This window comes from Pseudomonas yamanorum (genome assembly GCF_900105735.1).
Classification (GTDB): Bacteria; Pseudomonadota; Gammaproteobacteria; order Pseudomonadales; family Pseudomonadaceae; genus Aquipseudomonas; species Aquipseudomonas yamanorum.
This window is the reverse complement of sequence record NZ_LT629793.1, coordinates 500288-512785: the sequence shown is the minus strand read 5'-3', so window position 1 is coordinate 512785 and position 12498 is coordinate 500288. Positions and strand designations below refer to the sequence as shown.

Here is a 12498-nt window from a genome sequence, read left to right as displayed (position 1 = left end):
GGCGTGACAGTGAACTTCATTACCTTTGAGCTAATACTGCGATGGAAATACGTCATTTCCGCTACTTCCTGGCGGTTGCCCGGCAACGCAATTTCACTCGGGCCGCCGAGCAGCTAGGCATCGCCCCACCGACCCTGAGCCGGCAGATCCAGGACATGGAAAACACCCTCGGTACGCGCTTGTTTATCCGCCAGCAGCGCGAAGTCAGCCTCACCGAAGCGGGAGCGGCGCTGTTGATCGAGGCTGAGGTCACGGTGCGTCAGTTCGAATTCGCCCAGCGCAATGCCCAGCGCGCCGGGCGCGGTGAGATTGGTCACATAGAGTTGGGGTACGTTGCGTCGGCGGTCTATTCAGGCCTGTTGCAGCGTCAGGTGCAGTCGTTCTGTGGGGACTTCCCTGACGTGAGCATGAGCGTGCGCGAAAGCCCGATGGCGATGTTGCCGGGGCTGGTCGCGGATGGGCGCTTCGATATTGGCTATATCCGCTCTCCGATGACATTGCCCGAGGGCGTGGAGGCGGTGCGTTTGAACAGCGAAGGGTTTGTGCTGGCGTTGCCCCAGGATTCCTGGCTGCTGGGATTAAAGGCGATCAGTTGCGAGCACCTGCAAAACGAGACCTTTATCTTGCCTGAGCAAATCAGCGGCACGCTGCAGGTGGCCGCGCAGGGTGGTTATGCGCCTCGGCTGGGGCCGCAGCCGGGCGGGTTGGTGGCGGTGATTGCCCTCGTGTCACTGGGGCAGGGCGTGGCGGTGGTGCCAGAGTCGGTGTTGGGGCATGTGAGCTTGCCGAACGTGGTGTACCGCACGATTGACGGCAGTGAGGCGTCGTCGTGGTTGTCGCTGATTCACCGGCGCTTTGAAAAGTCGCCGGCGGTGGCGCGGTACATCGAGCAAGTCAAACTGAGTGCGGCTGGTTTTGGTGATAAAAGTTAAGCCGGGTCGCGGCCATCGCAGGCAAGCCAGCTCCCACAGCTGACCTTGTACGCCCGGGCAACTCGGTCAACTGTGGGAGCTGGCTTGCCTGCGATGAGGCCTGACCAGGCGCTACACCAACCGCGGTTGAACCGAATCCGCCAATCGCGTCAGTATCAAGCAGCATGACACCGCTCCAGCATCCAGCACACCCAGCGAGCGTTCGCCCAGACGGCTGGCGCGACCTATCTTTGCCACCAGATCCTTGGTGGAATCCCGCCCCCGCGACGCGGCACTTTTCATCGCGTCCAGCGCCTCACTGAACGACGCTCCCGACCCATTGGCCTGTTCAAACGCTTCCACCGCCGGAATCAAGGTGTCCATCAAACACTTGTCACCCACGCCGGCGTCGGTGATGTCCTGCAACGAGGTCAACCCGCCCCGCAGCAAATGGGCAAAGGTTGCCGCGTCAATCTCTTCGCTGCCGCGCACCTCATCCGCCATGCCGATAAACAGGCTGCCATACAGCGGCCCCATGGAGCCGCCGATGCCTTCCATCAGGCTCAGTGTCAACTCGTCCAGCGCTTCGGCCAGGGTCAACTGACGGCCTTCAATGGTGCGCCCGCAATGGGCAAACCCCTTGGCCATGTTGATGCCGTGGTCGCCATCGCCAATGGCGCCGTCGACTTCGCTCAGGTATTCGCGGTTGGCAACGATCACGCTCACCAGGTCGGCGACGATGGCGCTGCCGTCGTGGGTGGAGAAATGCTGGCTCATGGTTCAGTCCGCCTGGGTCATGCCGATGGAACGGCAGGGTTGGTCGATCAGGGTTTTCAGCTCGGCGTCCAGGCCCAGCAAGGTCAAAGTCACGCCCATCATTTCCAGGGAGGTGAAGTAGTTGCCCACGTAGCAGCGATGAATCTTCAAGCCCCTGGCCTGCAGTTGACGTTCAACCTCGGCGTAGAAAATGTAAAGTTCCATTACCGGCGTCGCGCCCAGGCCCGAGACCAGCACCACCACGCTGTCATCCTGGCTGAAGTCGCGGTCGGCGAGGATCGGCGCGAGCATGCGCGCGGCCATGGCTTCGGCGGATTCGATGGCGATCACTTCGATGCCCGGCTCGCCGTGGTGGCCGATGCCCAATTCCATCTGCCCGTCGGGAATCTGGAAGTTCGGCTTGCCCACCGCCGCGATGGTGCAGGGGGTGAGGCCGATGCCGATGGAGCGGCAGTTGTCGACGGCCTTCTGGGCGACACGAATCACCCCGTCCAGATCGTAATGCTGGGCAGCGGCCGCACCGCCGACCTTCCACATGAAGATCTCGCCTGCCACCCCGCGACGCTTGGCGATATCGGCCTTGGGCGCCGAGGCCACGTCGTCGTTGGCGACCACGGTGCGAATTTGCATGTCCTTGCTGGCGGCCATTTTCATTGCCAGCTTCACGTTCATGTTGTCGCCGGCGTAGTTGCCGTACAGGCACGCCACGCCGGCACCCTGGTCGGCGGCGCGGAAAGCATCGAAGAAGCTTTTGGCGGTGGGCGAGGAGAAGATTTCGCCGACGGCCACGGCGTCTAACAGGCCGGGGCCGACATAGCCGAGGAAGGCCGGCTCATGGCCGGAACCGCCGCCGGTCACGATGCCCACGCGGCCCTGTGGCGACGCCTTGGCCTTGCCGATCACCCGGGGATTGGTTTCGTATTGGCGCAGCTCGGGGTGCGCGACCAAAATGCCCCGCAGCATGTCCTCGACCACTTGGTCCGGATCGTTTATCACTCGATTCATAACGCGGTTTCCTGTGTTCTTATTCTTGGTGTGGGAGCCGGGCTTGTGTGGGAGCTGGCTTGCCTGCGATTGCATCGGCTCGGTGTCACTGATAGACCGAGGCGTCCGCATCGCAGGCAAGCCAGCTCCCACAAAAAGCCAAAGCCCGGCTCCCACAGGGTTCTGGGTTATTAAGCCAATCAGGGTTCCAATACGACTTTAAGCGACTTGTCCCCGCGCTCCATCACCGCAAATGCTTCCTTGAAGTCTGCCAAGGCAAATTTGTGGGTCACCACGTCGCGCATGTCGATCTTGCGGTTGCCGATAAAGTCGATGGCGCGCGGGTACATGTACGGACCCAGGTGGGAGCCCAGCACGTCCAGTTCCTTGCGGTCGCCGATGATCGACCAGTCCACCGTGGCCTCGTCGTTGAACACGCTGAACTCCACAAAACGTCCCAGTTTGCGCAGCATCGCCAGGCCCTGGTTCACCGCCTTATGGTGCCCGGTGGCCTCAATGTAAATGTCGCAACCGTAGCCGTCGGTGATCTCGCGAATCTTCGCCATGACGTCGACTTCAGCCGGGTTCCACACTTCGTCCGCACCCATGCGCAGGGCGAGGGCGGCGCGCTCGGGTTTCATGTCGAGCACGATGAGTTTTTTCGGGTTGCGCATGCGCACCGCGCCGATGATTCCCAGGCCCAACGTACCGGCGCCGGCTACCACCACGATGTCGTCGAAATCCACATTGGCCCGCTCCGCTGCGTGCAGGGAGCAGGCCAGGGGTTCAATCAGGATGGCTTCGTCCGGGGCAATCGAGTCCGGCACTTTGTGGATGATGCCTTCCTTGGTGAAGATCATGTACTGGGCCATGGCGCCCTGGACGTTGTTCTGGAAACCGTACAAGTCGTGTTTCTGGCACATCCAGTACTGGCCGTGGTTGCAGAAGCGGCAGCCCCAGCACGGCACGATCTGCTCGGAAATCACCCGGTCGCCGACCTTCACTCCACGCTTTTCTGCGCCTGGGCCGAGGGCGACCACGCGGCACACGAATTCGTGGCCGGGAATCATCGGCGGCTTCACGTAGCGCGGCTGCTCAGCATCGCCCCAGAACGATGGAGCACCGCGATAAGTCTTGATGTCGCCCATGCAGATGCCGCACAGCTCGACCTTGGTCAGGATCTCGTCGGGCCCGGGCGTCGGTACATCGACGGTCTCCAGGCGATAGTCTTCGGGGCCATGGCAGACCACGGCCTGCATGGTTTTCGGAATGACGGGTGACAGTTGCTCGGGCGTGCGTTCGGTAACGGTAGACATGACGATAAACCTCACGACAAAAGATCAATTACTGGATGCTGTAGCCGCCGTCGATCACCACGTTCTCGCCGGTGATCATCTGCGCGGCGTCGCTGAGCAGGTACAACGCCAGCCCGGCGATTTCTTCCGGCTGGGCAAAGCGGCCCGCCGGGATCTGCAATTTGGCCCGTTCCCCCAGCTCGCCGGCCCAGGCCTTTTTGCCCAGGGCGGTTTCGACGATGGTCGGGGAAATGGCGTTGACGTTGATGTGGGGCGCCCATTCCATGGCCAGCACCTTGGTCATGCCGACCACGGCGGCCTTGCTGGCGCAGTAGGCGACGTGACGGTCCAGGCCTATTAACGCCGCTTGGGAAGCGAGGTTGACGATGCGCCCGCTGCCCTGGGCAAGCATGTGTTTGGCGCAGGCCTGGGCGACGAAAAAGCTGGCCTTGAGGTTGATGTCGAGGGTGGTGTCCCAGGCGTTTTCGCTGACGTCCAGGGCCTTGTCCAGCAGGGCGACCCCGGCGCTGTTGACCAGGTAATCCAGGCGTTTGAAGTGATCGAATACGTAGTCGACGGTGCTGTGCACCTGGTCGAGTTGGCGCAGGTCCACGGCGATGCCGATATTCCCGGCGCCGAGGTTGGCGGCGACTTCGACCACGGCCGGGTCGCGGTCGAGCAGGGCCACTCGTGCGCCGCGTTCCACCAGCAGGCTGGCAGAAGCCAGACCGATCCCGGCGGCCCCGCCGGTGATCACGGCGCAGCGGCCGGTGAGGTCGAAGGCTTGATTCCAGAATCCAGACATGAACATGACTCCATTTTTCAGATCGGTGGAGATCCAATGTGGGAGCGGGCTTGCTCGCGAAAGCGGTGTATCAGGTGGCACATCTGTTGAATGATCCACCGCTTTCGCGAGCAAGCCCGCTCCCACACTTGACCGGGTTTCAAGTCAAAACTTACTTCGTGCCGCTCACCTGCTGGTACAGCGCATCCGCATTCGCATTGGTCACTGGCACCCACGGCAGGATGTAGTTCTTGGCGGTGCCGTCACCCCATTTCACATCCTTGCCATAGCGTTCCCAGATCACCGACTGCGGCTTGTAGTCCTTGCCGGCCAGCGCCCGCAGCGCCACATCCAGCGCGCCTTGAGACTGGGCCTGGGCGTCTTGCAGGAAGGTGGTCACTTCATCTTTCTTCGCCGCCTGGATCGCATCCGGCATGCCGTCGATGGACGTCACCGGCACATCCTTGGACGACAGCCCATGGGACTTCAATGCCTGCACCGCACCGAGGGCCATGTCATCGTTTTGCGCGATCACCCCGTTGATGCCTTTGGGGTGGGCGTTCAGCCAGTCTTCAGTCAGGGCCAGGGCCTGGGCGCGGTCCCAGTTGGCGGTTTTCTTCTCGATGATCTTGATGTCCGGGTGCTTGCCCAGCACTTCCATCTCACCCTTTTCCCGGTCGATCTGTGCCGATTGGCCAATCGGGCCCTGGATGATCACGACGTTGCCCTTGCCCTTGAGCTTGTCGACCATGGCCTGGGCCTGGAGCCGGCCGCCTTCCACGTCGTCGTTGCCGACATAAGGTACGTTGGCGTCCGCCACCTTGGTGTTGGAGGCGATCACCACCACGTCATTGCTCATGGCGGCCTTCACGGTGCCGACGCCGGCCTTGGTGTCGATCGGTACAAACAGGATCGCGTCGTAGTGCTGGGTCACCATGTTTTCAATCTGGTTGTTCTGGGTCAGGGCGTCGTAGTTGCCGTCGAACACGGTCAGTTGCACGGTGCCGTCCTTGACGGCCGGGTGTTCCTTCAACTCGCGCACCCAGTTCTGCATGAACTGGCCCTTGAGGCCGTACACTGCGGCGCCGATCTTGTAGGTCTTGCCATCGGCAGCCAGGGCAATGCTGCTGGCGAGCAGGGAGAGTGCCGCGACGGCGGCCAGGGAAATACCAACTTTCATGATGAGAACTCCGCTTATTGTTGTAGGTCGTTCAGTTCGGTTTCGAGGAAAAGCGACTAGCGTTTTTTCTTGCGCCACACATCAATCAATACTGCGAACACGATGATCAGGCCCTTGGCGACCTGCTGGTAATAGGAGGACACGCCGAGCAGGTTCAGGCCGTTGTTGATCACACCGATCAGCAGTGCACCAAACAGCGTGCCGACAATCGTGCCGGTACCGCCCGACAGGCTGGTGCCGCCGATCACCACCGCGGCAATCGCGTCCAGCTCATAAGAAGTGCCCGCCTGGGGCAGGGCGGAGGTGGTGCGCGCCGACAGCACCACACCGGCCAACCCGGCGAGCAACCCCGAGACCACGTACACCGAAAACATCACCTTGCGCACGCCGATCCCGGAGGTGCGCGCGCTCTTCTCGTTGCCGCCCACCGCGTACACATAGCGGCCGTAGGTGGTGTAGCGCAGCACCATCCAGAAGATCAGCGCGACCACGGCGAAGATCACGATGGGCACGCCAATCGGGCCGATCTTGCCGATGCCCAGCGCCAGGTACGCGTCGGGCAGGTCGGTGATCGGGCTGCCGTCGTTGAGGATGAAGGTCATGCCCCGGGCAATGCTCAACATGCCCAAGGTCGCGACAAAGGGTGGGATCGACAGGTTGGCGACCATAAAGCCGTTCACCACCCCGAGCATCGCCCCGGCGAACATCCCGGCGCTGACCGCCGCCAGCACGCCATACCCCTGGGTCGCCACCATGGCACTGCACAACCCGGCAAACGCCAGGATCGAGCCCACTGACAGGTCGATGCCCTTGGTCAGGATCACGTAGGTCATGCCCACGGCGAGAATTCCGTTGATCGAGGTCTGGCGCAGGATGTCCATCCAGTTGCGCCAGGTCATGAAGTATTCGCTGGCGAAGGCCATCACCAGGCACAGCAGGATAAACACCAGCGGCAGGCCGAAGCGGTCGAGGGACAAGCGCAGGCGGCTGCGGGGTGCGGTGGTGACGGGGGCGGCTGCAGGTGTAGAAAGTGATTTGGCATTCATGAGGCAAGACTCAGCAAGGCTTCCTGGGAAAGGGCGGTATCGCTGCTGATGGTCACCAGCCTTCCGCCTTTGAACACGGCAATACGGTCACTCAGGTGCAGCAATTCAGGGGCTTCGGACGACACCACAATTGCTGCACCACCGGCGCGCACGAACTGGTCCAGCAGGTGATAGATCTCCTGCTTGGCACCTTCGTCGATGCCCCGGGTCGGCTCGTCGCACAGCAGGCAGATCGGCTGGGTCGACAGGCATTTGGCGAGCACCACTTTTTGCTGGTTGCCGCCGCTCATGGATTCCACCGGCAGGTCCAGGGAGGCGGTCTTGATCTGCAGGCGCTTGACCATGTCCTGGGCCAGCTGGTTTTCCTTGCGCGCGTTGATCAGCGACCAGCTCGACAGCTGCTTGTAGGCCGACAACGCAATGTTCGAGAGGATGCTGCCGCTGAGCACCAGGCCGCTGTCTTTGCGGTCTTCGGTGACCAGTGACATGCCGGCCTGGATCGTTGCCTTGGGCAGGCCGATGGGCATCGGTTTGCCTTGCAGGGTCACGCTGCCGGAGTCCGGGGTGGTGAGGCCGTAGATGCAGTTGAGGAATTCGCTGCGGCCTGAGCCCATCAGCCCGTAGATACCCAGAATTTCACCTTGGCGCAGTTGCAGGCTGATGTCCTGGAACTCGCCGGCGCGGCTCAGGCTGTCGACGTCCAGGCAGCATTCGGCGGCGCATTCGCGGCCGACCTTGTGGTCGATGCGGGTGAGTTCCTGGCCGACGATGCCGCGCACCAGGTGGGCGCGGTCGATATCCGCCATGCGCCCGGTCTCAACGAAAGCGCCGTCACGAAAGATGCTGTAGTCGTCGGCAATCTGCGCCAGTTCACTGAGGCGGTGCGACACATAGATGATGCCGGCACCACGGGCGGTGAGGCGGCGGATCGCCTTGAACAGCGTTTCGGCCTCACGCTCGCCGATGGCCGAGGTGGGCTCGTCCATGATCATCACCTGGCAGTCGTGGCTGAATGCCTTGGCGATCTCCACCAACTGGATCTGCGCCACGCTCAGACGGTGCATGGGGCTGGTGGCGTCGACGTCGAACTCCAGGCCTTCCAGCAGCTCGCGAGTGCGCCGGTTGAGCTCCTTGCTGTCGACGATGCAGCCGGCGCGGCGCGGTTCGCGGCCCAGCCAGATGTTTTCGGCGACGGTCATGTAGGGGATGGGTTCCAGTTCCTGGGTGATCATCGCGATCCCCGCCGCCAATGCTTCGCTGGGGCGGTTGAACTGAACGGGTGAGCCATTGAGCAGGATGGTCCCGGTGTCACGTTGGGTGATGCCCATCAGGATGCTCAGGAAAGTCGACTTGCCTGCGCCATTGCCGCCGCACAGGGCGTGGACGCTGCCGGCACGCAGAGAGAGGCGCCCCTCACGCAGGGCAGGGATCCCGGCGTAAGCCTTGGCGACGTGTTCAGCCTGGAGCAGTAATGGCGTGGCCATCGGCGTGTCCTCGTGCTGTGAATTCTTATTAGGTCGCACAGTCATGTTTCGCTGTGATCATATGTGTATCAAATGAAATTCTGATCAGTCAATCTCTTTCACTGAAAAGTTGTAAATGGGCGAATTTGCGCAAAGTGTGCCGGTTTAGAGGGCTTTGACTGCAAGGTCAGCTAAATCTTGCTTGACAGGGCGCTTCGGATATCCGAGAAATGACTGAGCAAAAATTCATTGATTGATCATATGATCATTCGAAAGTACCCAAAACGGCAGCGGAGCCAAACGCCATGAACACACCTTTCCCGGTGGCTATCGGATGCGATGAAGCGGGTTATGAGCTTAAAGAACTGTTGAAGCGCCATATCGAGGCGCTGGGTTACCCGGTGACCGACTTTGGCACCCACTCCACGGCGCCGGTGCTGTACCCGGACATCGCCCTGGCGGTGGCCACGGCGATCAATGCCGGTGAACAGCGGCTGGGGGTGCTGGTGTGCGGCACCGGCATCGGCATGGCCATCTCGGCCAACAAAGTCCTGGGGATTCGTGCAGCCCAGGCCCACGACACCTATTCGGCGGAGCGGGCGCGCAAGAGCAACGATGCGCAGATCCTGTCCATCGGTGCACGGGTGATCGGCGCGGAACTGGCCAAGAGCATCGTCAAGTCGTTCCTGGAGTCGGAGTTCGAAGCTGCGCGTTCCGGGGCCAAGGTCGACCGCATCAACGCGATCGAGCGTGACGGGCATCAGTAGTGGACGGAACGGGGCAAGAGTCGGGAGAATGCGCCTTTGACACCGAAACGGAAGCCCGTGCCCATGAGTGACAGTACCCAGCGCATCGCCAGCGACATCGACCTGATGACCGAAGTGGCGATGCTCTATTACCTTGAGAACGTCACTCAGGAAGCCATCGCCAAGCGCTTCGACCTGTCCCGGGCAAAAGTCAGCCGCCTGCTCAAACGCGCACGGGATGAAGGGATTGTCGAGGTGCGGGTGTTGCAGCACCCGGCGATGAACAACGAGCTGGAACAGGCGCTGGTGGAGCGCTTCCAGCTGGACCGCGCCTTGATCGCAGTCGACCACAGCGACCCCGACACCCAGCGTTCGGCGGTTGCCAGCCTCGTGGCCAACTACCTGAACAAAACCCTGAGCGACGGCATGATCGTCGCGGTCGGCATGGGCCGTAACGTCGGTGCGGTGGCTGATAATGTGTTCCTGCCGGTGACCCGCAACTGCACGTTTGTGTGCGCCATTGGCGGTTCGCTCAAGGCGGGCGAATACATGAACCCTGACCACATCTGCCGGCGCCTGGCCCTGCGCTTTGGCGGCGAGAGTGAAAGCTTGTACGCCCCGGCCCTGGTGGCCAACCCGGAACTGCGGGGGGTGTTGATCAGCAACGATACGGTGCGTTCCACCCTTGACCGTGCCCGCCGTGCCGACATGGCGTTGATCGGCATCGGCGACATGAGTGAAAACAGCAACATGGTGCGCATGGGTTGGTTCTCACCCCAGGAAATCGCCCAGGCGCGGTTGTCCGGTACGGTGGGCGACATGATGGGCTATGACTTCATCGACATTCATGGCCAGCCGGCGGTCAATGCGATTCAAGGGCGGGTGATCGGGTTGACGGTGCAGGAGCTGTTCCGCATTCCGGACGTGGTGGCGATTGCCAGTGAAAACACCAAGGCGGCGGCGACGCTGGGGGCGTTGCGCTCGGGAGTGATCAATACCCTGGCGACCACGGTGACCAATGCTCATACCATCCTTGCGCTGGATGATGCGACGCGTAAAAGCTGACACCCCCCCGATAGTCCAGGCCCTGAACATCAACTGTGGGAGCTGTCGAGCCTTGGCGAGGCTGCGATGGCATCACCGCGGGCAAGCCCGGCTCCCACAGTTGACTGCCTCAGGGTTTCCACACCTGCACATCCTGCGCATCCACCGCCTTGGGTAACAACCCCGCCTTGAAGAACGCATCCGCAATCTTCTGCTGTTCACCCAACTGATCCAGCGTCACCGGCTGCACCTCATAACTACGATGAGCATTGGCCGCCTCGACAGTCTCCACATCCAGGTTGCCCCACAAAGGCCCCAGCACTTTCGCGGCATCCCGCGGGTGACTCTTCACCCACTCGCCAGCCTGGTGCAACTGCTCGTAAACCAGCTTCAGCACTTCGGGATGCGCCTTGGCATAGGGCGTGCCGGTCAGGTAATAGCGCTTGTAACTGGCCAGCCCGGTACCGTCCGCAAGGGTGCGGGTGGGCAGTTGGCGCTGCACGCTGGTGAGGAACGGTTCCCACGTGACCCAGGCATCAACCTTGTTGTTTTCAAACGCAGCGCGACCATCGGCGGGCGTCAGGTACGCCGGCTCGATATCGGAGAAGGCCAGCCCCGCCTTGTTCAAGGCAGCGATCAATAAATAGTGAGTGCCGGCGGCCTTGGTCACGGCGATTTTCTTGCCTTTCAAGTCCGCCAGTTGCTGGATCGGCGAGTCCTTGCGCACCACGATCGCCTGGGCTTGGGGCGAGGGCGCTTCCTGGGCGAAGTAGGTGAGCTTGGCCTGGGCGGCCTGGGCAAAGATCGGCACGGTGTCGGCCACGTCAGCGCTGATATCCACGTTACCGACGGTGAGCGCTTCCAGCAGCGGCAGGCCGCTGGGGAACTCGTGCCAGGTCACGTCGATGCCGTCGGTCTTGAGGGCTTTTTCCAGGGTGCCCTGGGTTTTCAGCAAGGTGATCAGGGTCGAGGATTTCTGGTAACCGATGCGCACGGTTTCCTGGGCGTGTGCACTCAGGGTGGTGCAGAGGCCCAGCGTGGCCAGGCCAGTGATGAAAAGGCGATGGAGCGAAAACAGGGGCATGGCGTGCTCGATTCTTAATGGATTAAGGTCAGCTTATTGTTCTAAAAATTATTCGATAAATAATTTTTCGGTCTTAGCTTAGGGCTTTATCGGATGCGCCGTTCGCGGCCTTTCAGCGTCAGGATGAAGGAGGGCGGTATGCAGTTGTATGTTGTTCGTCACGGCGAAACTCAAGCCAATGCCGAGGGGCGTTACCAGGGCTCGCTGGACATTGATCTCAACGAACGGGGCGTGCTGCAGGCGCGGGAGTTGCGGGAAAAATTGCCGGCGCAGATCGACGCTGTCATCGTCTCGCCGCTGCGTAGGGCCCAGCAAACGGCGGCCATTGTGTTTACGGATGATGGGCTGCAACTGCATACGCGGGATGCGTTTCGTGAGCGCGGCGTGGGGGTGTTTGAGGGACTGACCCAGGTGGAAGCCGCGCAGCGTTATCCCGACCTTTGGGCGCAGAATATTACCCGGCAATGGGAGCGGGCGCCCACGGACGGTGAGTCAATCTCGCAGTTCGTCGAGCGTATCCGGGGCGGATTGAATCAGTTGCTGGTGAACCATGGGCAACAGGTGGTGGTGCTGGTTGCCCATGGGGTTGTCGCCAAGGCGATTCGCGCATTGGTTCGCGATGATTTCTCAGACTTCTTCGAATGGCAGTTGCGCAATGGCGAAGTGCTGAGTCTCGACATCGCCACAGGGTTTGTGTGAGTCATGTCTACAGGGGAACGCTCAACGCCTGCGCAAACGCCTGGGGCGTAGGGCTTTCCGGCCAGGTCGGAACGCCCTCCGCCAGCGTTATCCACGGTTGCTTGTGCCGCAGCCAAATGTGCGCCACCGGCTGCACGGACGGGCTCTCATCCAGTGTCCCGACCCGCAGCACAACCAACCCCGGCGCGGCCGTCGTGGTGTTGCAGATCCGCGTATGGCACACCCCGCACAACCGATGCTCCGAACGCTGCCCATCGACGTCATAGGCATATTCCGTCAGCGAACCTTCAACCCGCAGCGCATCCGCCGGCAACAGCGCATGCAGGGCAAACGCGCTGCCGCTCCAGGTCTGGCAGTGGCGGCAATGGCAGGCATACACCGCCAGCGGCGCGTCGGTATCGAGGGTGTAGGTCACGCGGGCGCAGCGACATTGGCCGGTGAGTGTCATCAAAAACGATCCTGTGCAAAGTGAGGGCGAAAGCCCC

At 61.7% G+C, this 12498-nt stretch carries 13 protein-coding genes; 4 read left to right on the top strand and 9 right to left on the bottom strand.

What is annotated here, in order from left to right; translation table 11 throughout:
• The first annotated feature begins 41 nt into the window (after positions 1-41).
• On the top strand, positions 42-932 hold the full coding sequence (locus BLU46_RS02465; RefSeq protein WP_093198079.1) for a LysR family transcriptional regulator: 891 nt from the start codon (positions 42-44) through the stop codon (positions 930-932).
• A 111-nt stretch (positions 933-1043) separates the two neighbouring features.
• Here the strand turns inward: BLU46_RS02465 and dhaL are convergent, their stop codons facing one another.
• The 7 genes from dhaL to BLU46_RS02430 all read right to left on the bottom strand — a co-directional run bounded on the left by dhaL (position 1044) and on the right by BLU46_RS02430 (position 8461).
• A complete protein-coding gene (dhaL, locus tag BLU46_RS02460) occupies positions 1044-1688 on the bottom strand; it encodes a dihydroxyacetone kinase subunit DhaL (protein ID WP_093198076.1) in 645 nt (214 codons plus the stop codon).
• A gap of 3 nt (positions 1689-1691) precedes the next feature.
• Positions 1692-2693 carry a dihydroxyacetone kinase subunit DhaK gene (locus tag BLU46_RS02455; protein WP_093198073.1) on the bottom strand — a complete coding sequence of 334 codons (1002 nt, stop codon included), beginning with the start codon at positions 2691-2693 and terminating at the stop codon, positions 1692-1694.
• 179 nt (positions 2694-2872) lie between these two features.
• Positions 2873-3988, bottom strand: coding sequence for an MDR/zinc-dependent alcohol dehydrogenase-like family protein (locus BLU46_RS02450; RefSeq protein ID WP_063031068.1), 1116 nt, complete (start codon positions 3986-3988; stop codon positions 2873-2875).
• 28 nt (positions 3989-4016) lie between these two features.
• Positions 4017-4772 (bottom strand): SDR family oxidoreductase, encoded by a 756-nt coding sequence (locus BLU46_RS02445; protein WP_093198069.1) that lies wholly within the window; start codon positions 4770-4772, stop codon positions 4017-4019.
• A gap of 151 nt (positions 4773-4923) precedes the next feature.
• Complete coding sequence (locus BLU46_RS02440) at positions 4924-5931, bottom strand: substrate-binding domain-containing protein (protein WP_017479039.1); 1008 nt, start codon at positions 5929-5931, stop codon at positions 4924-4926.
• A gap of 56 nt (positions 5932-5987) precedes the next feature.
• On the bottom strand, positions 5988-6977 hold the full coding sequence (locus tag BLU46_RS02435) for an ABC transporter permease (RefSeq protein ID WP_003215711.1): 990 nt from the start codon (positions 6975-6977) through the stop codon (positions 5988-5990).
• Positions 6974-8461, bottom strand: coding sequence for a sugar ABC transporter ATP-binding protein (locus BLU46_RS02430; protein ID WP_093198065.1), 1488 nt, complete (start codon positions 8459-8461; stop codon positions 6974-6976). The genes BLU46_RS02435 and BLU46_RS02430 overlap by 4 nt, the downstream gene beginning before the upstream one ends.
• 284 nt (positions 8462-8745) lie before the next feature.
• Between BLU46_RS02430 and rpiB the strand changes: the two genes are divergently transcribed.
• Positions 8746-9207, top strand: coding sequence for a ribose 5-phosphate isomerase B (gene rpiB, locus BLU46_RS02425; RefSeq protein ID WP_003215716.1), 462 nt, complete (start codon positions 8746-8748; stop codon positions 9205-9207).
• A gap of 63 nt (positions 9208-9270) precedes the next feature.
• Positions 9271-10251, top strand: a complete 981-nt coding sequence (locus BLU46_RS02420; protein WP_003215718.1) for a sugar-binding transcriptional regulator — start codon at positions 9271-9273, stop codon at positions 10249-10251.
• 109 nt (positions 10252-10360) lie between these two features.
• On the opposite strand, the gene BLU46_RS02415 is transcribed toward BLU46_RS02420, so the two are convergent.
• A complete protein-coding gene (locus BLU46_RS02415; protein ID WP_093198061.1) occupies positions 10361-11314 on the bottom strand; it encodes an aliphatic sulfonate ABC transporter substrate-binding protein in 954 nt (317 codons plus the stop codon).
• Between the two features lie 138 nt (positions 11315-11452).
• Between BLU46_RS02415 and BLU46_RS02410 the strand changes: the two genes are divergently transcribed.
• Positions 11453-12013, top strand: a complete 561-nt coding sequence (locus BLU46_RS02410) for a histidine phosphatase family protein (protein WP_093198058.1) — start codon at positions 11453-11455, stop codon at positions 12011-12013.
• Positions 12014-12020: 7 nt separating this feature from the next.
• Here the strand turns inward: BLU46_RS02410 and BLU46_RS02405 are convergent, their stop codons facing one another.
• On the bottom strand, positions 12021-12461 hold the full coding sequence (locus BLU46_RS02405; protein ID WP_093198055.1) for a GFA family protein: 441 nt from the start codon (positions 12459-12461) through the stop codon (positions 12021-12023).
• Positions 12462-12498 lie beyond the last annotated feature (37 nt).

Excerpts from the sequence above, each read along its gene's own strand:
- BLU46_RS02465 (WP_093198079.1), top strand. The coding sequence starts at position 42 with ATGGAAATACGTCATTTCCGCTACTTCCTGGCGGTTGCCCGGCAACGC.
- dhaL (WP_093198076.1), bottom strand. The coding sequence starts at position 1,688 with ATGAGCCAGCATTTCTCCACCCACGACGGCAGCGCCATCGTCGCCGAC.
- BLU46_RS02455 (WP_093198073.1), bottom strand. The coding sequence starts at position 2,693 with ATGAATCGAGTGATAAACGATCCGGACCAAGTGGTCGAGGACATGCTG.
- BLU46_RS02450 (WP_063031068.1), bottom strand. The coding sequence starts at position 3,988 with ATGTCTACCGTTACCGAACGCACGCCCGAGCAACTGTCACCCGTCATT.
- BLU46_RS02445 (WP_093198069.1), bottom strand. The coding sequence starts at position 4,772 with ATGTCTGGATTCTGGAATCAAGCCTTCGACCTCACCGGCCGCTGCGCC.
- BLU46_RS02440 (WP_017479039.1), bottom strand. The coding sequence starts at position 5,931 with ATGAAAGTTGGTATTTCCCTGGCCGCCGTCGCGGCACTCTCCCTGCTC.
- BLU46_RS02435 (WP_003215711.1), bottom strand. The coding sequence starts at position 6,977 with ATGAATGCCAAATCACTTTCTACACCTGCAGCCGCCCCCGTCACCACC.
- BLU46_RS02430 (WP_093198065.1), bottom strand. The coding sequence starts at position 8,461 with ATGGCCACGCCATTACTGCTCCAGGCTGAACACGTCGCCAAGGCTTAC.
- rpiB (WP_003215716.1), top strand. The coding sequence starts at position 8,746 with ATGAACACACCTTTCCCGGTGGCTATCGGATGCGATGAAGCGGGTTAT.
- BLU46_RS02420 (WP_003215718.1), top strand. The coding sequence starts at position 9,271 with ATGAGTGACAGTACCCAGCGCATCGCCAGCGACATCGACCTGATGACC.
- BLU46_RS02415 (WP_093198061.1), bottom strand. The coding sequence starts at position 11,314 with ATGCCCCTGTTTTCGCTCCATCGCCTTTTCATCACTGGCCTGGCCACG.
- BLU46_RS02410 (WP_093198058.1), top strand. The coding sequence starts at position 11,453 with ATGCAGTTGTATGTTGTTCGTCACGGCGAAACTCAAGCCAATGCCGAG.
- BLU46_RS02405 (WP_093198055.1), bottom strand. The coding sequence starts at position 12,461 with ATGACACTCACCGGCCAATGTCGCTGCGCCCGCGTGACCTACACCCTC.